At 66.4% G+C, this 22,101-nt stretch carries 19 protein-coding genes; 9 read left to right on the plus strand and 10 right to left on the minus strand.

What is annotated here, in order from left to right; translation table 11 throughout:
- Nucleotides 1–28 precede the first annotated feature (28 nt).
- Nucleotides 29–484, minus strand: coding sequence for a MarR family winged helix-turn-helix transcriptional regulator (locus tag ACFWPK_RS06255; RefSeq protein ID WP_378913502.1), 456 nt, complete (start codon nucleotides 482–484; stop codon nucleotides 29–31).
- A gap of 114 nt (nucleotides 485–598) precedes the next feature.
- Between ACFWPK_RS06255 and ACFWPK_RS06260 the strand changes: the two genes are divergently transcribed.
- Nucleotides 599–1,726 (plus strand): NADH:flavin oxidoreductase, encoded by a 1,128-nt coding sequence (locus ACFWPK_RS06260; protein WP_378913503.1) that lies wholly within the window; start codon nucleotides 599–601, stop codon nucleotides 1,724–1,726.
- Nucleotides 1,727–1,773: 47 nt separating this feature from the next.
- On the opposite strand, the gene ilvD is transcribed toward ACFWPK_RS06260, so the two are convergent.
- Both ilvD and ACFWPK_RS06270 read right to left on the minus strand, forming a co-directional pair.
- Nucleotides 1,774–3,465 carry a dihydroxy-acid dehydratase gene (ilvD, locus tag ACFWPK_RS06265; protein WP_378913504.1) on the minus strand — a complete coding sequence of 564 codons (1,692 nt, stop codon included), beginning with the start codon at nucleotides 3,463–3,465 and terminating at the stop codon, nucleotides 1,774–1,776.
- A gap of 63 nt (nucleotides 3,466–3,528) precedes the next feature.
- Nucleotides 3,529–4,422, minus strand: coding sequence for an acyl-CoA thioesterase domain-containing protein (locus ACFWPK_RS06270; RefSeq protein ID WP_378913505.1), 894 nt, complete (start codon nucleotides 4,420–4,422; stop codon nucleotides 3,529–3,531).
- 186 nt (nucleotides 4,423–4,608) lie between these two features.
- On the opposite strand from ACFWPK_RS06270, the gene ACFWPK_RS06275 reads away from it, so the two are divergent.
- Nucleotides 4,609–5,829, plus strand: a complete 1,221-nt coding sequence (locus tag ACFWPK_RS06275; protein ID WP_378913506.1) for a hypothetical protein — start codon at nucleotides 4,609–4,611, stop codon at nucleotides 5,827–5,829.
- A gap of 24 nt (nucleotides 5,830–5,853) precedes the next feature.
- Here ACFWPK_RS06275 and ACFWPK_RS06280 read toward each other — a convergent pair whose 3' ends face one another.
- Both ACFWPK_RS06280 and ACFWPK_RS06285 read right to left on the minus strand, forming a co-directional pair.
- Nucleotides 5,854–6,786 (minus strand): fatty acid desaturase, encoded by a 933-nt coding sequence (locus ACFWPK_RS06280; RefSeq protein WP_378913507.1) that lies wholly within the window; start codon nucleotides 6,784–6,786, stop codon nucleotides 5,854–5,856.
- A 109-nt stretch (nucleotides 6,787–6,895) separates the two neighbouring features.
- Nucleotides 6,896–7,192, minus strand: coding sequence for a hypothetical protein (locus ACFWPK_RS06285; RefSeq protein WP_378913508.1), 297 nt, complete (start codon nucleotides 7,190–7,192; stop codon nucleotides 6,896–6,898).
- Between the two features lie 449 nt (nucleotides 7,193–7,641).
- Between ACFWPK_RS06285 and rph the strand changes: the two genes are divergently transcribed.
- Nucleotides 7,642–10,248: a rifamycin-inactivating phosphotransferase gene (gene rph / locus ACFWPK_RS06290; RefSeq protein WP_378913509.1), complete on the plus strand. Its 2,607-nt coding sequence runs from the start codon at nucleotides 7,642–7,644 to the stop codon at nucleotides 10,246–10,248.
- Between the two features lie 37 nt (nucleotides 10,249–10,285).
- Nucleotides 10,286–11,341, plus strand: coding sequence for a Gfo/Idh/MocA family protein (locus ACFWPK_RS06295; RefSeq protein WP_378913510.1), 1,056 nt, complete (start codon nucleotides 10,286–10,288; stop codon nucleotides 11,339–11,341).
- A gap of 38 nt (nucleotides 11,342–11,379) precedes the next feature.
- On the opposite strand, the gene ACFWPK_RS06300 is transcribed toward ACFWPK_RS06295, so the two are convergent.
- Nucleotides 11,380–12,324, minus strand: a complete 945-nt coding sequence (locus ACFWPK_RS06300) for a LysR family transcriptional regulator (RefSeq protein WP_378913511.1) — start codon at nucleotides 12,322–12,324, stop codon at nucleotides 11,380–11,382.
- A 108-nt stretch (nucleotides 12,325–12,432) separates the two neighbouring features.
- Between ACFWPK_RS06300 and fdxA the strand changes: the two genes are divergently transcribed.
- Together fdxA and ACFWPK_RS06310 are read left to right on the plus strand one after the other, a co-directional pair.
- On the plus strand, nucleotides 12,433–12,768 hold the full coding sequence (fdxA, locus tag ACFWPK_RS06305) for a ferredoxin (protein ID WP_378913512.1): 336 nt from the start codon (nucleotides 12,433–12,435) through the stop codon (nucleotides 12,766–12,768).
- Nucleotides 12,769–12,828: 60 nt separating this feature from the next.
- Nucleotides 12,829–13,749, plus strand: a complete 921-nt coding sequence (locus tag ACFWPK_RS06310) for a D-alanyl-D-alanine carboxypeptidase family protein (RefSeq protein ID WP_378913513.1) — start codon at nucleotides 12,829–12,831, stop codon at nucleotides 13,747–13,749.
- Between the two features lie 111 nt (nucleotides 13,750–13,860).
- On the opposite strand, the gene ACFWPK_RS06315 is transcribed toward ACFWPK_RS06310, so the two are convergent.
- Together ACFWPK_RS06315 and ACFWPK_RS06320 are read right to left on the minus strand one after the other, a co-directional pair.
- Nucleotides 13,861–14,895 carry a hypothetical protein gene (locus ACFWPK_RS06315; RefSeq protein ID WP_378913514.1) on the minus strand — a complete coding sequence of 345 codons (1,035 nt, stop codon included), beginning with the start codon at nucleotides 14,893–14,895 and terminating at the stop codon, nucleotides 13,861–13,863.
- Nucleotides 14,896–15,007: 112 nt separating this feature from the next.
- On the minus strand, nucleotides 15,008–16,018 hold the full coding sequence (locus ACFWPK_RS06320) for a glutathione S-transferase family protein (RefSeq protein WP_378913515.1): 1,011 nt from the start codon (nucleotides 16,016–16,018) through the stop codon (nucleotides 15,008–15,010).
- Between the two features lie 291 nt (nucleotides 16,019–16,309).
- Between ACFWPK_RS06320 and ACFWPK_RS06325 the strand changes: the two genes are divergently transcribed.
- Nucleotides 16,310–17,854 (plus strand): MFS transporter, encoded by a 1,545-nt coding sequence (locus ACFWPK_RS06325; RefSeq protein WP_378913745.1) that lies wholly within the window; start codon nucleotides 16,310–16,312, stop codon nucleotides 17,852–17,854.
- A 79-nt stretch (nucleotides 17,855–17,933) separates the two neighbouring features.
- Here ACFWPK_RS06325 and ACFWPK_RS06330 read toward each other — a convergent pair whose 3' ends face one another.
- Both ACFWPK_RS06330 and ACFWPK_RS06335 read right to left on the minus strand, forming a co-directional pair.
- Nucleotides 17,934–18,284 carry a calmodulin gene (locus ACFWPK_RS06330; protein ID WP_378913516.1) on the minus strand — a complete coding sequence of 117 codons (351 nt, stop codon included), beginning with the start codon at nucleotides 18,282–18,284 and terminating at the stop codon, nucleotides 17,934–17,936.
- Nucleotides 18,285–18,457: 173 nt separating this feature from the next.
- A complete protein-coding gene (locus ACFWPK_RS06335; protein ID WP_378913517.1) occupies nucleotides 18,458–19,489 on the minus strand; it encodes a MauE/DoxX family redox-associated membrane protein in 1,032 nt (343 codons plus the stop codon).
- A 525-nt stretch (nucleotides 19,490–20,014) separates the two neighbouring features.
- On the opposite strand from ACFWPK_RS06335, the gene ACFWPK_RS06340 reads away from it, so the two are divergent.
- Nucleotides 20,015–21,340 (plus strand): lipase family protein, encoded by a 1,326-nt coding sequence (locus tag ACFWPK_RS06340; protein ID WP_378913518.1) that lies wholly within the window; start codon nucleotides 20,015–20,017, stop codon nucleotides 21,338–21,340.
- A 54-nt stretch (nucleotides 21,341–21,394) separates the two neighbouring features.
- A complete protein-coding gene (locus ACFWPK_RS06345) occupies nucleotides 21,395–22,063 on the plus strand; it encodes a TetR family transcriptional regulator (protein WP_378913519.1) in 669 nt (222 codons plus the stop codon).
- The last annotated feature ends 38 nt before the right edge of the window (nucleotides 22,064–22,101 follow it).

The following is a 22,101-nucleotide window of genomic DNA, read 5'->3' on the forward strand; positions in this document are numbered from 1 at the left end:
TGCGTGACGCATGGCACCTGTTCTCGGATCAGGCCTCTGACGCTGCGGCCCGCCGTGAACCTCGGGTGACGAAAACGCGTTCCAGGAGCGCGTAAAGACAGTCCCGGTCTTGGTCGGTGAGGCTCTTCAGGCCGTCTTGGGTGGCGCGCATTTTCGCCCGGATCGTATCGGTGACCTGCTCGCCCTCGGGGGTGATGACGAGGTTTGTGACGCGGCGGTCGGATGCGCTGGTCTCGCGGCGCACGAGGCCGCGTTTCTCCAGCCGGTTGATGATTCCGGTGACGTTGGAAGCGTCGCAGGCCAAGGTGTCGGCCAGGGCGCGCATCGCGACGGGACCCCGGCGCAGCACGGTGAGCGTTTTGCCCTGGCTCGCGGTGAGGTTCTCACTCGCCGCCGCGGCGGTGAAGTCCCCGTAATAGACGCCGAGTGACACCGAGAGCAGCTCCATGAGCTGGGCCGTATCGACGCGCGGAGCTTCTTCCATGAGAGTCAGCTTATCCGCAGAAACTTGACTATCTCAAATATTTGCCTCTAGCGTGTGGGCATTGCTTGAAGTTCTCAACCATCGATGTTGTCAAGTAGCTCTGAGGAGTAGCCAGTGATCGTCACCCCGTCCGAGGTCGCCCGTACGGCCGAGATCCTGTCGCGGCCCGTCACGCTGAACGGTCTGACTGTCCCGAACCGCATCGTGATGGCGCCGATGACGCGCATGTTCTCGCCGGGCGGCGTCCCCGGTGACGACGTGCGGTCCTACTACGCCCGTCGCGCCGCCGCCGGCGTGGGCCTGATCGTCACCGAGGGGACCTACGTCGGCCACGATTCTGCCGGGCAGAGCGATCGCGTGCCGCGGTTCCACGGCGAGGAGCAGTTGGCGGGGTGGGCGAAGGTCGCCGAGGACGTGCACGCGGCCGGCGGCACGATCGTGCCGCAGCTGTGGCACATCGGCATGGTCCGCAAGCAGGGTGAGGCGCCTTACCCCGATGCGCCCGCCGTGGGCCCCTCCGGCATTCGCGTCGACGGCACCGAGGGCACCGGCAAGGCGATGACCCAGCGTGACCTGGACGACGTCATCGGTGCCTTCGCCGAGGCAGCCGCGGCCGCCGAGCGCATCGGCTTCGACGGCGTCGAACTGCACGGTGCCCACGGCTATCTCCTCGACCAGTTCCTCTGGTCGCGGACCAACCGCCGCGACGATGTCTACGGCGGCGACGCGGTGGCCCGGACGAGGTTCGCCGCCGAGATCGTGGCCGCGGTCCGGTCGGTGGTCTCACCCGAATTCCCGGTGATCTTCCGCTACTCGCAGTGGAAGCAGGAGGCCTACGACGCGCGGCTCGCCGAGTCCCCGCAGGAGCTGGAAGCGATCCTGGCCCCGCTCGCCGCGGCCGGTGTCGACGCCTTCCACGCCTCCACCCGCCGCTACTGGCTCCCGGAGTTCGATGGCTCGGACCTGAACCTGGCCGGCTGGACCAAGAAGCTCACCGGCAGGCCGACCATCACCGTCGGTTCGGTCGGCCTCGACGGCGACTTCCTGCGTGCGCTCTCGGGCCAGGGCGCCGAGCTCGGCAGCCTGGACAACCTCCTCGACCGCATGGAACGCGACGAATTCGACATGGTCGCCGTCGGTCGGGCCCTGCTCCAGGACCCGGAGTGGGCGTCCAAGGTCCTGGCCGGTCGGACCGACGAGGTGCGGCCATACGACGGAGCGGCGCTCGAGACCCTGAGCTGAGCGACCATCGACCCCTGATCCCGCCGTGGGGATCAGGGCCGAGGCGGTCAGCCTGTGACGGCGCCGTGCGCGGCCGAGCTGACGAGCTTGCGGTACTTCGCCAGCACGCCCGAGGTGTACTTGGGTGGGAGCGGTTCCCAGCCGACCTTGCGAGCGGCGAGTTCGCTCTCGTCGATCTCGACGTCGAGGATGCGGTTGGCGACATCGAGGACGATCGGGTCGCCGTCGCGGACGAAAGCGATCGGGCCGCCGTCCACCGCTTCGGGTGCGACATGGCCGACGCACAATCCGGTTGTGCCGCCGGAGAATCGGCCGTCGGTGAGCAGTAGGACGTCCTTGCCGAGGCCTGCGCCCTTGATCGCGCCGGTGATGGCGAGCATCTCGCGCATACCGGGTCCGCCCTTGGGTCCTTCATTGCGGATGACGACCACATCACCGGCCACGATCGTGCCGTCCTCGAGCGCGTTCATCGCCCCACGTTCCCCGTCGAACACCCGAGCCGTGCCGCGGAAGACATCGGAGTCGAAACCGGCGCTCTTCACGACGGCGCCTTCGGGCGCGAGCGAGCCGTGGAGGATGGTGAGCCCGCCGGTCCGGTGGATCGGCCGATCGAGGCGCCGAATGACATCGCCGTCGAGGCCGAGTTCGATATGGGCGAGGTTCTCGGCCATGGTCGCGCCCGTGACGGTCATGACGTCGCCGTGCATGAGACCCGCGTCCAGCAGGGCTTTCATCACGACGGGGATGCCGCCGACTCTGTCGACATCGTTCATGACGTACCGACCGAACGGCTTGAGGTCGCCCAGGTGCGGCACCTTGTCACCGACCCGGTTGAAGTCGGCGAGGGTGAGGTCGACACCGGCCTCGCGGGCGATGGCCAGCAGGTGTAGCACCGCGTTGGTCGACCCGCCGAGCGCCATGACGACGGTGATGGCGTTCTCGAACGCCTCCATCGTCATGATGTCGCGTGCGGTGATCCCCTTGCGCAGCAACCCGACGACTGCTTCGCCGGACTTCTCGGCGTAGTCGTCACGACGACGGTCGGGGGCAGGCGGGGCGGCCGACCCGGGCAGGCTCATCCCGAGTGCCTCGGCCGCCGAGGCCATGGTGTTGGCCGTGTACATGCCGCCGCACGCGCCTTCACCCGGACAGATCGCCCGCTCGATGCGATCGACCTCGGCGGGGGTGATCAGCCCCTTGATGCAGGCGCCGACAGCTTCGAACGCGTCGATGATGGTGACGTCCTTGCCGTCGATATTGCCGGGCAAGGTCGACCCCGCGTAGAGGAAGACACTCGCCAGGTCCAGGCGCGCGGCGGCCATCAGCATGCCCGGCAGGCTCTTGTCACAGCCCGCGAGCAGAACAGAACCGTCGAGGCGCTCGGCCATCATCACGGTCTCGACGGAGTCGGCGATGATCTCGCGGCTCACCAGCGAGAAGTGCATCCCCTCGTGCCCCATCGAGATGCCGTCGGACACCGATATCGTGCCGAACTCGAGCGGGTAGCCACCCCCGGCGTGCACGCCGCGCTTGACCGCCTTCGCCAGCCGGTCGAGCGACAGATTGCACGGGGTGATCTCGTTCCAGCTGGATGCCACACCGATCTGCGGTTTGACCCAGTCCTCGTCACCCATGCCGACAGCGCGAAGCATGCCGCGGGCGGCAGTTTTCTCGAGTCCGTCCGTGACATCGCGGGAGCGTGGCTTGATATCGACGGGCTGTTCGGTGTCGTGTGCCATAGCGCAAGCCTACGATCCCCAGTCGCGAAATCGCCACGATGGCACAGCTACGAATAGTGCGGTCTACCCGATGGCAACCGAGGACGACGAAGTCCCGATAGCGCCAAGGTTCGCGGGACCTCGGGCATTGGCGATGGAACTGACTGTCGCGGTACCGAATACGCCTTTGCGGTCATACATCGCCGCGGTGCCGACCGCGATTCCGTCCTGGGTTATCCGGTCGAGGCCGACCAGTCCTGCTTCGTCCCCTTCTGGAAGCCGGGTCAAGGTGAGCGTGGCATCGGCGTTGATGAATTCCAGTCCGCTGCTGCCGAGGTTGGTGACCACATTCGTCACATCGGCCAGCCCTGCGACGAACTGGAAAGGAGTCGGTTGCTCACCGACCACGACCGCGATCGGATGGTGCCAGATCCCCGTGCGTGTGGCGTTGTGGTGGGTGCTCGGATCCGGACCCCACCCTTCTTCTTCGCTGAAATACACCCGATCCCGACCGGACGAGGGTTCCCGATCGGCAGGTGGAGGGTCCGCGGTCGTACCAGGCGACCAACAGATGCCATCAGGTGACGGTCCCGGGCGCAGGAACAGCGCCCCGGCACGGGCGACAGGTCGGTCGTCTTGGATCAGAATCGCATCGACCAGCGCCAACCGGCTGCCGTCTCGAACGACCTCGACGCGAGTTGTGCAGGGCCGCATGAACACTGGGCGGAACAGATCGAGCGTCCATCGCACCGGTCGAAGGTCGGCCCGCTCGCGGATGATCGGTTCCCGTTCCACCGCGCGTGCCAGGACCGCCCCGACAGCCATGCCGCGCAACTGTCGGCCGATCCACCCACTGCTTGCCTCGGGTTCGGGATGAAGTACTTCCGTGCGACCACTCGGGTCGGGTATTGCGCGAAAGAAGGCGTGACTCACCGGCGGACTCCTTGAACATGGGCAGTCTCGCTGGATACGCGGCATCGATGGCGCGCGACTGACAGATGCCCCAGGTCTGAAAGTCGGCGATATATCAATGATGCGCCCACCGGAAGTGGGCGGCCACCCGGCCGTGGAAGATCACACGGATGAACTGTGCGGGAACAACTCTCGGGGTTAGGCTCGGATATGGCCCGCCGATCTGTTGTTCTCGGTGCGATGCTCATCGCGATGTCGTTGCTCAGTGCGTGCAGTGTGTTCGGCCGGGGAGAGAACGATCCGCCCGCCGCGCGTGACGCGGACGTGTTGGTGTCGGTCGCGGAGTCACCGGGGTTCCTGCAGACCGAACGAGTGGGGAGCCGGCGCGTACCCTTCTTCGAATTACGGCGCGACGGTACGGTTTTCACCACCGTGGACGACGGCGCCGAGCAGAGCGCGTTCGGCGTGTACTGGGCTCGGCTCTCCGCGGAAGGCATCGAACAGGTTCGTGCCTGGATCGACGAACTCTCGTTCAACGATGACCACTACCGCGAGCTCTCACCGTCCACGGACCAGCCGACCACGTCGGTGTACGCGAACTTCGATGGGCCGGTCGGTGTGTCGGTCTACGGCTTGGACACCGAGCCCGGTGCGCGATCCGGTAATGGTGAGATGCGCAGGTTGGGGGGCGTGATCGATCGCTTGCGAGCTCTGCCCGACGACGAACAGCTCACGGTGCAGCGACGTGCGCCGTACACCCCGACCGCCCTCGATCTGGCGTTCCAGCCCGCGGTGCCCGTTGACGACGAGCAACTGCCCGCACCGACCAGCTGGCCGTTCGCGACCCCGCTGACCCAGCGCCCGCTGGGTATCGGCGGCTATGGGAAGGTGCTGTGCGCCACGATCGACGGCGCCGAAGCAGCCACGATCATCGAGCTCATGGCCGGAAACGACCAGGACAGCCCACCGCACTGGTCGACCGGGGCGGCACCGGGATCCGGACAACCCACCTCGGTCTTGGTGATGGTGAACGCACTGTTGCGCGGTCAATCCGGTTGCAGCGCGGCACAATCCACCCCGACAGCGTCGAACCGCGTTGTCGTCGAGCCGCTCCAGGACGTGGTACTCGCCGATCCGGCCGCCTGGAACGGCGTGTATCCGGCCGACCGGTTCACGACCGCGGCAAGCCTGGAACTCTATGCGGCGGTGCCGATTCTGGTCCGCGAACTCGAGAATCGGGAAGCAGTCGAGGATGCGAACGGCACCGGCGACAGCACCGAACTCCAGGTGCCGACCGGATCGGACCTCACTTGGTACGACTACCGATTCGTGGCCGCCGAAGTGGGCGGCGCCCGCTACATCGACCTCGAGGCCCGCTATCAGGGCATGGCACCCGATCCGTGGGAGCCGCCGACCTGGCATGCCCGCATCGCTCTCGGCCCCGAGACCGTCACCGACCTCGACCTGCGCTAACCGGCGCGGCGGGATCGAGCGAATTCAGGTCAGTTCGATCGGTCCGCGGAGCTGGCGGGCGACCGCGCTGAACCAGCCGAGGTGATAGCGGCCGCCTTCGGCGTCGAAACGGGAGCGCAGCTCGTACCAGCGCAGGCCGGGGTGCCGGTGGTGCACGTCGTGCAGGTTGAAGCTGAGGGCGAACCGTTCGAGCATGCGGGGGAGGCGCAGATTCATTGCCGCCCTTGGTAATTCGAGGTCGGTACCGTAATGGTAGGCGTTGTCCGACAGCGAGATGATGAGCGCGCGGCCGCCGATCGCGGCGAGCAGCATCCAGCCGTGTGCACCATAGGCGAGGAATGCGGCGGTGTGGATGACGACGATCGCGGCGGCGTCGGTGCGGAACCTTCCCAGCACCACCGGCTGGGCGACCCGTTCGAGCACAAGACCGCCCACCGAATCCGGTGCGTCCGCCCAACGTCCCAGCGCGCGAATGGCACGCTCCGGCATCGGCGCGAGGAGTAACGCGACCACTTCGAGCAGGTACAGACCCCCGAAGAGCTTGAGATAGAACAGCGGCGCGGCAGCCCGCCAGCTGGTCTGCGCCGGATCGTAGATCTCGCTGCGCTCACGGACCCGGCTGTACCGATGGTGCAGCAGGTGACCGGCTTTCAGCATCGCGAACGGCGACCCGTACACCACCGCCAGAATTCGTCCCATCCGGTCGTTGCGTGGCCGGCTCTTCAGTAGCGATCCGTGAATGGACTCGTGGATCAGCGACCAGAACGGGGTGATGGTCAGCGTAAGTGGCACCAAGGCCCAGCCCCACGCGGGGTTCCGTGGCAGCAGGACCAGCGGGATGACGTACAGCTGGGTGGCGCCGATTGTCAACGCCAGCACGAGAAGTCGGACATTCACCAGGTCGCCGCCGACTGTTCGCGGCACATCGGAGGGGCGCGGGGTGCGAGTTCGATTCATGGTGCAGTGGCGCTCCGGGTAGATCAGGCAAACTCCGCCCTCATCCTGCCATCACCGCAGGATGCGTGACAGGCCCGAAGGAGCCGCGAACCTGGTGTTCGCCCACAATTCAGAATGGCTGCTGATCGGGTTCGAGATCCAGCTGGAGCGGGAACTGGCTCACGGTCCAGGCGGCCACCGCGGTCGACGCCAGTACGTGGAGCAAGTAGATCGAGCCGACCAGGCCGATGCCGTAGTCGCGCATCCAGGCACCGAGCGGAATCAACGCCACCAGGTCGAGGCCGAGCATCAGCATCGAGAACAGCAGGGCGGGCGCTGCCCACGACGGCGGCCCTGGTTCGGCCGGCGAGTCACGCTCGGCAGCGGACTGGGCTGATGTGTCATCAAAGGGGTTCTCGGTGACCATGTTGTCCTCACAGGCAAGCCGGTGGTGCGGGTGGAGTGGTCGACACCGCGTCGTGTGCGTCCGATGGCGGGATGCTGCGTACTTGCTGATCTGTCAGGTATTCGGGGTCGCAGACGGCCTGGATCGGCGGGCGAGGTGAAAATCTCGGCATCCGCAATCGATCGGCAACATGGACACGAAAGGTGTGCCATGCGGGCAGCTTCCGGCTCCGAGAGTTCGATGGGACCCGTTGTCTCACAAGGCGGCAACCCTGATGAATCGGCACCGATCGGAACTTCGGTCGATGGGAAGACGGGTTGGTCCCGGATTTGCCGCGGAGGTCAGGCGCGCGAGCACCCTCTGCGCTTCCCCCTTCTACTGTATACACGATTCCGGGCCCTCATGAGGCGCTGATTCCTGGTCCATAATCGCTCGCGAAAGACCGAAAACACCAGGTGAGGAGTAGCGGGATGGCCTATGTGCTCGGGTTCGGTGAGATCGATCGGACGCAGATCGCGATCGTCGGCGGCAAGGGTGCGAACCTCGGTGAGTTGTCGCGAATCAACGGTGTCGAGGTACCGGACGGCTTCTGTGTGACGACCGATGCCTTCGCGCGGACGGTGGCGGGGGTGTCCTCGCTCGATGATCGGCTCGACGAGTTGTCGCGCCTCGAACCGGGGGATCGGTCGGCGATTTCTGTGCTGAGCGCGGAGCTCCGGCACACCGTCGAGGAGTTGGTCGTTCCCATGGAGGTAGCGGACGAGATCCTCGCCGCACACGCTCGGCTCGGCATCGATGGCGCCTACGCCGTGCGATCCAGCGCCACGGCCGAGGACCTGCCCACCGCGTCGTTCGCCGGTCAGCAGGACACCTTTCTGAATGTCATCGGATCGGCGGCGATCCTCGAGCAGGTGCGCCGGTGCTGGGGTTCGCTGTTCACCGAGCGGGCCGTCACCTATCGACTGCGAAATGGCTTCGACCAGAAGAAGATCCAGATGGGCGTTGTCGTGCAGCGGATGGTGTTCGCGCGTGCCGCGGGCATCTTGATGACGGCCGACCCCGTCACCTCCGACCGGACCGTCGTGTCCATCGACGCCGGTTTCGGTCTCGGCGAGGCTCTCGTCTCAGGTCTCGTGAACGCCGACGTCTACCAGGTTCGCGGCGACCACATCACCGGCAAGACGATCGCGACCAAGAAGGTCGCCGTGGAGTCGGTGCCGACCGGCGGAACGCAGGTGAGCGAGATCGCGCGGGAGCGCCGAAACGAGCCGGTCCTCTCCGATGCCGAGGTACTGCGGCTCGCACAGCTCGGCCGCCGCGTCGAGGCACATTTCGGCAGCCCTCAGGACATCGAATGGTGTGCGGACGGTGATGATTTCCGCATCGTGCAGAGCAGGCCGATCACGACACTGTTCCCGATCCCGGTCGCGGCCGACGGGGAGAACCACGTCTACGTGTCGGTCGGCCATCAGCAGATGATGACCGATGCGATGAAGCCACTGGGGATCTCGGTGTGGCAGCTGACGAGCAATGCGCCGATGCGCGACGCGGGCGGCCGGTTGTTCGTCGACGTCACCGCGATGGTGTCCTCGCCCGCGAAAGGCGCTGCCCTGGCAGCGGGCCTCGGCAAATCCGACCCGTTGATGGGGGACGCGCTACGGACGGTTCTCGACCGCGGCGATTTTGTTCGTCAAGTGCCGGAAGAGGATTCCGGTGCACCGGCCGCGCCGGTCGGTACCGCTCCCGCGCCGATCGAGACCGATCCCGCCATCGTCACCGAGTTGATCGCCGCGAGCGAGACTTCGCTCGCGGCCATGAAGCGCGATATCGGTGACCTGTCCGGCGCGGCGCTGCTCGATTTCATCCGGTCCGATATCCAGGAGGAACTGCGCCGGGTCCTGTTCGCGCCGCGGGGTTTACAGGTGATCATGGCCGCGATGGAGGCCACGGAGTGGCTCAACGAGCGGTTGCGAGAATGGCTGGGCGAGAAGAACGCCGCCGACGCGCTCACCCAGTCGATTCCCGGGAACGTGACATCGGAGATGGGTCTGGCGCTGCTTGACGTCGCCGACGTGATCCGACCGCATCCGGAGGTGGTGGCGTACCTGGAACGGATCGAGGACGACGATTTCCTGGTCGGTCTGGCCGATTACCCGGGCGGCGACGAGGCGCGCGCCGTGATCGAGGACTTCCTCGACACGTACGGCATGCGTTGTACAGGCGAAATCGATATCACCAGGCCGCGATGGAGCGAGAGCCCCGCCACGTTGGTGCCGACAATCCTGGGCAATATCAAGAACTTCGGACCGGGCGCGGGCAGCCGGCGCTTCGAGGAAGGCCTGCGCGACGCCGAGCAGAAGGCACAACAGATCCTGCAACGCCTGCGCGCCCTACCCGACGGGGAAGGAAAAGCCGTCGAGACCGAGCGGATGATCGAGCGCGTTCGCATCTTTTCCGGATATCGGGAGTACCCGAAGTACGGCATGGTCAGCCGCTACTTCGTCTACAAGCAGGCGCTGTTGCGCGAAGCCGAACGACTGGTGCGCTCCGGCGTGCTTCGCGAGTCCGACGACATCTTCTTCCTCAGGTTCGATGAGTTGCACGAGGTGGTTCGCACGCACCGAGCCGACCAGGACCTCGTCGACGCACGAAAAGACGCGTTCCGCTTCTATGAGTCCCTCGCCGCGCCGCGAGTGCTCACCTCCGACGGCGAAGCGCTCACCGGGGCGTACCGGCGCGAGGACCTGCCCACCGGCGCATTGCCCGGCTTGGCCGTGTCTGGCGGGACCATCGAAGGCCGCGCCCGCGTCATCGCCGATATCGCGCAGGCCGACCTCGAATCGGGCGACATCCTGGTCACCGCCTACACCGATCCCAGCTGGACCCCGCTGTTCGTCGGGATCGCGGGGCTCGTCACCGAAGTGGGCGGCCTGATGACCCATGGTGCGGTGATCGCCCGCGAATACGGCCTGCCGGCCGTCGTCGGCGTGGAGCACGCCACCGAGCTGATCCGCGACGGGCAGCGCATCCGAGTCAACGGGACCGATGGCTTCGTCGAGATCCTCTCGCAGCCGTAGCGGAGAAATCCTTCTGTCTCACGGAATGATGGCGGACATGCGCGTAGGTGTGGTCGGTTTGAAAATGGGGTTGTACCTTGCGACGTGGTGTCGCCGACTGGGTATGGAGGTGGTGGCTGCCTGCGATCGCGACCCGATCCGGCGGGCAGAAGCGGCCGACCTGCTGCCACGGGTGGCCCTGTTCGAGGACTGGAGTGCCCTGCTGCGCTACGACCTCGACGCGGTGGTGCTCGCCAACGATTTCGACGAGCACGCTCCCTTGGCCATCGCCTTCCTCGAACGCGGGATCCACGTGCTCTCCGAATCCGCCGCCTGCGTGGACGAGCGGCAAGCAACCGCCTTGCTCGCGGCCGAACGACGCTCGGCAGCGACGTACTCGTTCGCCGAGAACTACGTCTTCCATCCGCATGTCCAACTCATTCGAAACGCCGTGCGAGCGGGGGAGATCGGACGGGTAACTCTCGTAGAAGCGGACTATCTGCACGGGATGTCACCCGATGACGTGTCGAGCCTGATCGGCGACCCGAGCCATTGGCGTGGCCGCATCGAACCAACGGCGTACTGCACCCACACCCTGTCGCCGATCCTCGCGCTCACCGGCGAGCTGCCGACCGAGGTGACGGCTTTTCCGATCGACTCCACCGATTCGAGGGCCGCTGTGGTGATGCTGGTCCGGCTCAGCGGCGGCGGGTTGGCCATCAGCCGGCACGGATTCCTGCAGGGCGAACCGGACAGCCACTGGAGTTGGGTTTCGGTGCGCGGCACCGAAGGGCTCGCCGAATCGGTCCGAGCATCCGGCAGCCGCGCATGGTCGGTGCGCGTGCGCAAGGAAGGCTGGACCGATCGCAACGGCGTCACCCGCGACGAGGAACGGAGACCCGCGCCGTTGACTCTCTCTGATGGCACGCTCGTCGAACCGAAAGCAGAAGGGACGGTCCGAATCCTCGAAGGCTTTCGTGCGTGCGTCGAGACGGGTGCGCCACCGCTCGTGCCGGTCGGCCAGGCGGTAGCGGCATCGCTGGTCGGCGTTGCGGGTGCGCGCTCGCTCCGGGATGGATCACGCCCGGTATCGGCGCCGAACCTGTTGCTGTGAGCGGAGATTCACTGTCGGGTGGGCCGAGGGTGGCTGGATCAGCTTTTCGGCGGTCGTCGCACCGTCGGACGGGCCGATTCGATGCGGGCGGCGAGGTCGACCAGGTCGGCCGCGGGGCCCGACGGTGGGGTGCGGCGGTGCCAGATGGCGCGGAATTTCCGGGTCAGAACTATCGAGTCGGCCAGGTCCACCTCGTGCAGCGTGCCCGCACGTAGTTCGTGGGCGACGATCAGACGGCTGACCACCGCGGGGGCGAGGCCGCTGCGGGTGGTCGCGAGAATCGCCGCGGCGGAACCGAGCTCGGCCGCGGGACGCGCGGGGGTGCCGTGAATTTCGAGCGCCGCCCAGACGGTGTCCCTGGTGCCTGAGCCCTTCTCGCGCCACACCAGTGGCGTGTCGGCGAGTTCGCGTGGGCTCACCGGGCGAGCGCGGGTGGCCCACGGGTGGGTCGGTGCGACAACCACAACGAGCTCGTCGGCCACGAGTACCCGGCTACCCAATCCCGAGGGCGCCTGCGGCCCCTCGACGAATCCGAGCGCGACCTCGCGATCACGGACCGCCGTGGTCACCTGATAAGAATTCGCCACATCCAGTTCGACGGCAAGTTCTGGCCGAAGCTTCCGCAATGCCGCGAGCCATTGCGGAATGCGATGGTCGGCAATGGTTTTCGAGGCGATCACGTGCAGCTGTGGTGACAGCTCGCGGTGCAGGTTCGCGACACCGTCCATCAAGGCACGGCTCGCGGCAAGCACCGGCCGACCCAGTTCGACCACGGCCGCACCGGCATCGGTCAATGCCGAACCGGTGGGTCCGCGATCGAGCAGACGCAGATGCAGCCGCCGCTCCAACGCGCTGATGCGCATGCCGACCGCGGGTTGGCTGATGCCGTGTCTGCGCGCGGCGGCACCGAGGCTGCCCAGCTCCGCCACCGACACCAGGAGATCGAGCACCTCCAGATCAGGTGTTCCCGGCGGCAAGCTCATAAGGAAACCTTACGAGGTAGTGGATATCGGGGTCTACCCGACTGTGGGCGCTCGCAGCAGGATCGGTACTACCGCAAGTCGCGGGTCAATACAGCTGAGGAGAACACCGTGACGTTCGTGATCGGCGCCGCCTGCGTGGACATCCTGGATCGGGCCTGCGTCGAGGAGTGCCCGATCGACTGCATCTTCATCGGCGATCGGATGGCCTATATCCAGCCCGACGAGTGCATCGACTGCGGGGCGTGCGAACCGGCCTGCCCGGTGGAAGCGATCTATTACGAAGACGATCTGCCGCCGGGCCAAGATCAGTTCATCACCGAAAACGCCCGTTTCTTCCACGAACCACTGCCCGGCCGAGCGGAGCCACTAGGCCAGCCGGGCGGCGCGACATCGGTCGGTGTTCTCGGCGTCGATACGGCCTATGTGCGGGAGTTCCAGGCGTAGTTCTGCGAATCGAGGCGGTAAATCCCGCAGGTCGGCCCAGTTGTGCGCCAGAATGTCGCCATGCGGACATTCGCCAAGATGTTGCACGCCGTCACTGTCGGGGTTCTGATCGTCGCCGCTGGTCACGGCGTTGCGGCCGCCGCACCCTCCGGGAGTGCTGACGGTCTGCTGCCGTGGCCGGCGGCCGGGCCCGACGGTGTGCAGGCGTCGGGTGCAGCCCTGGCGGACGGGTTCACCGGGACGGTGGTGTGGTCGCGCGAGGCGAACACCCCGGTCCCGATCGCCAGTATCGCGAAGGTGATGACGGCGGTGGTCGTGATCGTCAGCGGTGACCTGGAACGGCCGGTGACGGTGCCGCAGGAAGCGGGCGCCTACTGCGCCAGGGAAAACGGAAGCACCGCGGGGCTGGTTCCTGGCGAGGTGCTCACCGCGCGCCAGCTCCTGTACGCGCTGCTGCTGCCGTCCGGCTGCGACGCCGCCTACACCGTCGCCGAGTCGTTCGGTCCCGGTCAGGGCGGTTTCCTGGCCAGAATGAACGACACCGCTCGGTTCATGGGTTTGGCGGGAACATTTTTCAGCGACCCGGCCGGCATGCCGTACCCCACCGACCACTCCACCTATTCCACACCGGCGGATCTCGTGGCACTGGGTGTCCGTGCGATGAACCTGCCGCTGTTCCGCGAGATCGTCGGTTCGCGGAACTTCCACGTTCCGGCCGGTCCCGCCAACCGCGAGCACCACTGGGAAACGACGAACCGCATGCTCGATGAATATCCCGGCACCATCGGCATCAAGACCGGCAACACCAACGCCGCGGGACACTGCTTGATGTTCGAGACGGTCCGTGCGGGCATACCGATGATCGGTGTGGTCCTGCACAGCTCGGACCACAGTAGCGCCGCGGCCCGACAGGACGCCGAGCGCATGCTGAACTGGGCCTACGACCCGATCATGCGCGTTCTGCAACCAGTCGGAGGCTGACGACCGGCGCGATCCGAGTACAACGCGTGTCGGGCCGACCCGGCCGTTCGGACGGCCGGTTCGAGCGTGTGCAGGACAGCTGGTAGTGACGGAATGCGAAGTCCGACTTGCCTATTGGGTAGCGTCGCTCAGATCATCGCCTTCCAGGTCGACCTGCAAATCCACCGAGAAGTTGTCGATCGGTAGCGGATTCCCCGACTCGGTCATCGTCAGATTCTCGGAGCCGAGCCCGATCCGGTGCAGGAACACCGTGGTGACGGTGGAGGCTGCCCGCGCCTGATCGCGCTCGGTCGGCCATATCCGCGTGGAGCTGCCGTCACCGCAGTCCACGAAGCCCAGCCGGTCCAGGTGTGGGCGGGTGGACTCGGTGGTGAAGGCGCGCAGGCGGATCTCGGTCGGGGACAACTCGAGTTGGGCGTAGCGGTCCGGCGTCTTGTCGCGGTCGAAGAAGTGCAGGACGAGGGGCTCGGGGCCGGGACCGAGCGCGCGCATGGCCAGGTGAACGCTGTGCAGCAGGTCGGTCAGTAGGCCGCGCAGGTGGCCGAGGGTGTAGACGCTCCAGATCGCGCTGCCGCGGCCACCCGAACCGGCAGACCAGGTGAAGCTGACCTCGTAATCGTCGGCGCTGGTGTGCTCGAGATCGTGCTCATCAGCCGGAATTCGGTCGTCCGCGTCGACGAAATCGGGGTAGTGGTACTGGGTCTTCCAGTTCCACCACCTGCTGTTGGCATCGGAATCGGTGGACTCGACCCGCACGAACAGGCCTCCCCAGTCGGCGAGCTCGAGCGTGCGCAGTGTTTCGCCGTCGACCCAGCCGACACCGAGATCCGACAGACCGCAATACCAGGTGGGCGGACCCCACGTGGCCACCGCGAGATCCAGGTAGCGGCGGAACTGTTCGGGCTCGATCGTCGCGACGTCGATGGTCAGCTGCGTTCGCTGGTCGCCGTCGGCATACGGATCGTGGTCGTCGCGTATCCGGCCACCGGTGGGTGTGTGCGGGATGTCGACCGCACCGTCGCTCGTCGGCATCCATCCCGCGCTGCGGCACACCTGTTCGACGTCGGCTCGGACGAACGTGCGGAAGTCGCTCGCACGCAACTGTGTCAGCAAGTCGGCGAAACGTCCATCGGGCATCGTGTCCATACCCGAGCACGCTAGCGATGACCACCGACACGAATCCGCCCCGGAACCGGCGGACCGGCCAACGGAAGCTGTTGTCGCGCTTGACTATCCGGTCCGGATGTCGGTGAGGGCCTCAGCTGAGCGCGGGTACCTGCTCAGCGGGCACCGGTGGCGGTGGCGGGGTGCCGTCGCCGAAGGGGCGTCCACCCAGTTCCTCGCGATGGTGCGGAGTGAGCCAATTCGACAGGTCCGGCCCCGCGGGGATGATTCCGGTGGGGTTGATATCGCGGTGCACGACGTAGTAGTGCTCCTTGATCTGCCCGAAGTCGATGGTGTCGCCGAAGCCGGGGGTCTGGAACAGGTCGCGGGCGTACGCCCAGAGCACCGGCATCTCGCTGAGTTTGGTGCGGTTGCACTTGAAATGGCCGTGATAGACGGGATCGAAACGGGCCAGCGTGGTGAACAGCCGCACGTCGGCCTCGGTGATGGTGTCGCCGACCAGGTAGCGCTGAGTGCTCAGGCGATCGGTGAGCCGGTCGAGCGCGGCGAAGAGCCGTGCGTAGGCGGCGTCGTAGGCGTCCTGATCGCCGGCGAAACCACAGCGGTAGACACCATTGTTGATGTCGCCGAACACTTCTCGGTTGATCTCGTCGATCTGGGCGCGCAGCGGTTCGGGATACAGCTGCGGGGCGCCCGGCCGGTGATAGGCGGTCCATTCGGTCGAGAAATCGAGGGTTATCTGCGCGTAGTCGTTGGTGACGACCTGCCCGGTCGCGATGTCGACCACGGCGGGCACGGTGATCCCACGCGGATAGTCCGGAAACCTGGCCAGATAGGCGTCGCGCAGACGGTGGATGCCGAGGATCGGATCGACTTCGCCCGGATCCAGATCGAAGGTCCAGCTGAGCTTGTCGTGGGTGGGTCCACACAGGCCCAGCGACAGCACCGGTTCGAGCCCGAGCAGCCTGCGCACGATCAGCGTGCGATTGGCCCACGGGCAGGCCCTGGCCGCGACGAGCCGGTACCGACCCGGTTCGACGGGGTAACCATCACCTCCGTCGGCGGTGATCCGCGTGGTGATGTAGTTGGTGTCGCGACGGAACTCGCCCGCCTCGACGTAGGTGCCCGCACCGGCATCGCTCACCGCCCCAGTCTCGCACACCGACACGGTGTGCGACGCGACGCGACGAGCGCGCATCGACGTGTGCGGCGTACGAACCTTCGATGAAATCGCGGTGCGCACCTCGTCGGGGAGTTTCGCGGTACGGCCGGTAGCGGGCGTGCGGCAACGACAAAAGGTCAGCAGGTGGCAGCGGGAATACCCCTGCCACCCTGGCACTTCCGCCGGGGATCGCCGATCCGACACCTCCGGGCGGTGTCCGCGGTGCGTCTGGCGTCCGGGTGACCCCGCCAGTACCCTGTGCCCGTGAGACCGATGGGCAATGCGCCGGGCGGGACGGCGCGACCGCGTGTCGCTCTGACCGCAGTCGCTGTAGTGGTATTTGTGACCTTCCTCGACACCACCGTCGTCAGCGTGGCGCTGGGGGAGATCCGGCGTGATCTGAGTGCCGACGTGACGGCGCTGCAGTGGGTGGTCAACGCCTACACCGTGGTGTTCGCCGGGCTGATGCTGGCCGGTGGGTCGCTGGGGGACCGCTGGGGGCGCAAGCGGGTGATGATCGTCGGGTTGGTGATCTTCTGTGCCGGGTCGGTGGTCTCCGCGCTCGCGAGCAGCGTCGCGATGCTCATCGCCGGTCGCGCGATCATGGGGCTCGGTGCGGCGGCGTCGGAGCCGGGAACACTGTCGGTGCTTAGGCACATCTTCCCGGACGACCGCAAGCGCGCGAAGGCGATCGGGGTGTGGGCGGCGGTGTCCGGACTGGCACTGGCGGCAGGACCGGTACTGGGTGGTGTCCTGGTCCACGCGTACGGATGGCGCTCGATCTTCTGGTTCAACCTGGTGATCGCGGCGGTGGCGCTCGCCGCGGCGCTGTGGTCGGTTCCGGAAAGCGCGGACCCACGTCCCGAACCGATCGACTGGGCTGGGGCCCTGCTCGGCGCGACAGCCTTCGGGTCGGTGATCTACGCCGCGACCGTCGGTCAGGATCGGGGCTACACCGCACCGTCGGTGCTCGCGCTGTTCGCGATCGGTGGTCTCGCGTTCGCCGCGTTCATAGCCGTCGAACTGCGAGCGCGCGCACCTATGCTCGACTTCCGCTACCTGCGCCTACCTGCCGTGCGGAGCGCGCTGGTGGTCGCCTTCGCCGTCTACTTCGGAATCTTCTCGATCTTCTTCTTCACGGCGCTGTATCTACAGGTGATGCAGTCGTATTCGGCTGCGCGCACTGCCACGGTCTTCGCGCCGATGGCCGCCACGATCGTGATCGGGTCGCTGGTCGCGGGCTATTGGGTGGCGCGGCGCGGCGCCCGCATCCCGATGATCCTGGGCTGTGTGGTCGGCGCGGGTGGGATCCTGCTGACCCGCCACATGCTGGCCGGAACACTGCACGATCCAACGCTCTCGGCCGCGATGGCGGTGGCGGGCTTCGGTTTCGGCATCGCGGTGGTGCCGTTGACCTCGGCGGTGCTGTCGGGCGTGCCGTCCGAACACTCGGGAATGGCTGCCGCGGTGACCAATACGATGCGCCAGGTCGGCTCGGCGTTCGGTGTGGCGGTCCTCGGAGCGCTGGTGAGCGGATTCCTGTCCGCGGACCTGAAGGCGCGCATGAACGAACTGGGTTTGCCGACGTCACTGCAGCCCGACGCCATTCAAGCCGTGGAACTCGGGAAAATCCCCGAGGGCGTCGACATCGGCCCGTATCTGAAATATCTGTCGAAGGTTTCCGAGGTGCTCAACGCCGGCAAGGCGGCCTTCCATCACGGACTCGATGTGGCTTTGCTGGTTTCGGCGTTGATGATCTTCGCCGCGGCGGCATTCACCGCGCTCGACGCGGTACGTCACCGCGAGGACATCACCTAGATCTTCTCTCGAATTCCGTACCGCGCCTCTGATTTCGACGGGTTCCGGCCGACGCGCATCGCGTCGGCCGGAACCGGCGTCAGGCGCTGACCGAAGCCGTCACTTCACGCGTCAGCCGCGACGACCACGGGCACCAGAAACAGCCGGGCAAGAATGCTCCGCATGCTTCGTCGAGGTGGTCCTCGGTGTACACGATGCTCGAGTCGCAGACCTCGATGGCCATGGTGAAGAAGGTGATGGTGTCGGGATCCAGGTGGAAGCTCCACCCGGGGTTGTAGCTCTGTGCGGTCTTACGGATCCTGCCCATCACGTGGATGGACATCGTCTCGTCGCCGGACAGGATCCGTCGCGCCTCCGCGATCCGTTGTTCGTTGTTCAGCTGGACGATGAAATCTTTTCCGCTGTAGTCGGTGAATGCAAAGAGCGCCATGACATTTCCCCTTTGTCGATGTGTTCGAGCGAACGGGTGTCGAGCGTGATGCGAGGTCGAGTGTATCGGCCGAATCGCGCCGCATGGGCGCATTGCGGTTGAAAACTATTGGGAAGCAACAGGTTTAGGGAATCGGTTGGTTTCTGTCTGTGAAACGGGGCAACGGGGAGCGCTTATCGGCGCGTCCCCGAGGCGAGCTCGTCTCGACGCGGTGACCGCCGACCCGAATCCGCCTTCGCCGAGGTGATCAACTCCCGGACCGCGATCGCGCCCCGGGCGACAGCGCCCGCGACCCGCCCGTCCGCGCCGATCAGCACCGCCGACGGCGTTCCCCGGACCCGGTATCGCAGGGCCGCTTCGTTGCCCTGCTGCACGAGGACCGGTATGTCGCCTACCTCCTGTGCACGGCCCCAGGCGGCATGCTCGGTGAGATCGCCATTGCCGACCAGCACGATCGTGAGTGCTTCCCGGACCCGTGATTGCCAGCGCGGCAACTCGCGGGCCAGCGCCGCGCACAGTTCGCAGCCGGGATGGACGAACACGAGCAGTACTGCCTTCCCCGGCGCCAGCAGCGACTCGAGGCTGATCCGCCCGCCCTCGACAGCCAGCAACTCGAACTCGGGTGCCACGGCGCCCACCGGCAGACCCTCGGCCCCGAGCGTGGACAGGGCCTGCTCGTCGACCCGCCGACGTAGTTCGCCCAGCTCACCGAGCGTCCAGAGCAGAACCATCGCCAGCACCGCGATCAGCGCGAGCCCCACGCTGGCCTCGGCGGGCAAACCGGCGGGGACCTGCGGATACCTCAGCGCGCCCACCGTGACCAGCGCCGCGAGCATCACAAGGAGTCCGTTACGCACCAGCGTCGCGGGCCCGATCGGCCCCGCGCTCACCGCACCGAAACAGGAGCAGTTCGGGTGCTCGCCCCGCAGCAGTAACCGCACGATCGCCGCGGTGAACACCGTCAACAGCAGTAGTGACACCGCGCCCGCGATTCCCGCCGTCCATGGCAGCACCATCCCCACCGCCACCAAACCCTCCGCCACCGGCAATCCGATCGCCACCCCGGGAACCCACCTGATGCCTATGCCGAAGTCGACCAACGCCTTCCGTGTCGCGGGCCCGTCCGCCAACTTCCCCCATGTCGACAGTCCGAAGGCCACGGCCAGTACCAATCGCGAACCCCACACTCCGTATTCGATCAGCATTGCGGCACCCTCCCATAGACGACCGGTTCTGAAATGCGATTTGCTGGAACAGCTTTCGCCCTGCGATCCCGCAGCGCGATGGATTGTGATTCGGCCGAACTCACTGCCCGCCGCGGTGACCGACCAGTGGCGACGTCGGTCACGAAGGTCCGCTCCTGGAGCGGATCGCCGGGGCGATCCGGTTGTCCGGCGAGCGAGAAACGCGGCGATGACCTGGCGATCCGGACGTCAGCCCCGGATGATTGGCAGGAAGTACCGGTGGCGACTCAGGATGCGCGAGGGAGAACGGTACTGCTGCAAGAACTTTCATGAAGCTGGACACGAGTGGTCCGGCATCAGTATGACATCACCGCGCACTCGTCGTCCGCGAATCGTGGGTGAGCAGGGTAGCGGAATTCGAGCCCTGCAGTAACCGTGTTACTCTCTGTCGGCGCTGGTGTGACAGGCATCATGATCTACTTACCCGGCGACCTGAGTCACTGCGGCGACGACGCCGGTCAGTGGTGTGCGACTGAGAGGTTCTCGATGAAGCGACAAGATCTTCGACGGGTGCGGCCGCGGGCCGGGCGCATCGCCGCGGTGTTGGTCTTGGCTTGTGCGACGGCGGTAGCCGGTGTGGTGACCCAGACACGGGAGGTCTCGGCCGAGCCGATCAGCTCGTTCTACACCCCGCCGGACCGGATTCCGCAGGAACCGGGCGCGATCATCAAGACTGCGCCGATGACCTTGTTCGTGACACCGCCCACCGAGCAGGGGTGGCCGGGCCGCGCGCAGCACGTGATGTACACGTCTCGACAGCAGGACGGGTCCGCGGTCGCGGTGAGCGGGACGTTCATCGAGCCGACCGGTCCGTGGCAGGGAGCGGGACCGCGTCCGACGGTGGTCATCGGCCCCGGCACCTCGGGTCAGGGCGACCGTTGCGCGATGTCGATGGCGTTCTCGACCGGGGTGGCGGTGTCCACCCAGCCGTTGGGGCTGTCGGCGAACCAGGAGCTGCCGTCGTCGACGGTGTGGAGCGGACTGGGTGCGCGTGTTCTGGTGACCGACTATATCGGTCTCGGCACACCCGGCATCCACACGTACGCCAATCGGTTCGACAGCGGGCACGCGATTCTCGATGGTGTTCGTGCTGCGAACAATCTGGGCGGGGTCGGACCGGAAACGCCGGTCGTGCTCTGGGGCTACTCCCAGGGAGGTGGCGCCACCGCGGCCGCAGCGGAAATGCAGCCGACCTACGCGCCGGAGCTCAATCTCAAAGGCACCTGGGCCGGCGGGCCGGTCGCCGACCTGCCCGCGATCCTGGAAAAGATCGATGGCGCGCTGATCGGAGGTGCGATCGGGTTTGCCGTCAACGGCATGCTCGCGCGCTACCCCGAACTGCAGCGTGCGGTCGACCAGGTCATCAGCCCGTCCGGTCGCGCCATGCTCGAGACATTGAGCAACTCCTGCATCGCCGACGTGATCACTCACCACCCATTCCTGAAAACCGAGTCGCTGACCAGGGACGGCCGGTCGCTGTCGGCCCATCTCGCCGAATTGCCCGAAGCCGCACCGGTGATGGCGGAACTGCGCATCGGCAACTCCACGCCGGCCACGCCGGTCCTGATCACCAGCGGTCTCAATGACGACACCGTCCCGTACGGTCAGGCCCGCCGACTCGCCGAGGACTGGTGTGGCAAGGGCGCGACGGTCACCTTCCGCACGAACGACCTCCCGCCGATCCTGCCCGGAACCACCATTCCGAATCATTTCGGTCCGGAGATCATCGATGGTTTCGGTCCCGACAACGCGTTCACCTATCTTCTCGATCGTCTTGCGGACAAGCCGGTCGCCGGCTGCAGCATCGACTGAGCAAGGATCGAATTGCGTCGGTGACAGGACGAGCCGATGGACTACTGTGGCGTGGTGGCTAGAAAGGGCGAAGGTGATCCCGCGCGCAAGATCACCGAAACCACCTTGTCGCTGCTCGAATCGGAAGGTTACGACGCGGTGCAGTTGCGTCGGGTGGCCCGCGTCGCGCAGGTGTCGCTGACCACGGTCTACAAGCTGTATCCCACCCGTGACGAACTCGTCCTCGCCGCGGTCGCCCAGTGGATGGCCACCAACACCTACACCGAACTCGAGCCGCCGCGCGCCGACGAATCACTCGCTGACGTGCTGATACGGGTGACCCGCTATGTGTTCGAACCGTGGGAGCGCCAACCCCGGATGCTGGCCGCCTACTCGCATGCCCGTTCCGGACCAGGCGGGCAGCGACTCGACGCCCAAGGCTTCGCCGCGGTGTTGCCCGCCGTCGGCACGATGTTCGCCAGTCTCGACGAGGACTACGCCGCCGATCTCGCACTCGTGCTGACCAACATGGTCTATGCCCTGTTAGGGCGTTTCGCGCACGGCAATCTCGCGATCACCGAGATCCTGCCCGCACTCGAACGCACCATCCTCCGATTGACGCAGGACAACGTTCCGTTCGCCGCGGCTGCCGAGCGGACCGCCGATTCGGGTGCGACGCCGTTCGAATGGGTCCCAGGCTTCAGTTCGCCGTACTCGCCGGGAACCGAGGCCGACGAGTCGTAGCCGTGCTCCGGACCGGCGGGTCCGCCAAACGTTTTCAC

This window comes from Nocardia sp. NPDC058519 (genome assembly GCF_042719755.1).
In the GTDB taxonomy this organism is placed as follows: Bacteria; Actinomycetota; Actinomycetes; order Mycobacteriales; family Mycobacteriaceae; genus Nocardia.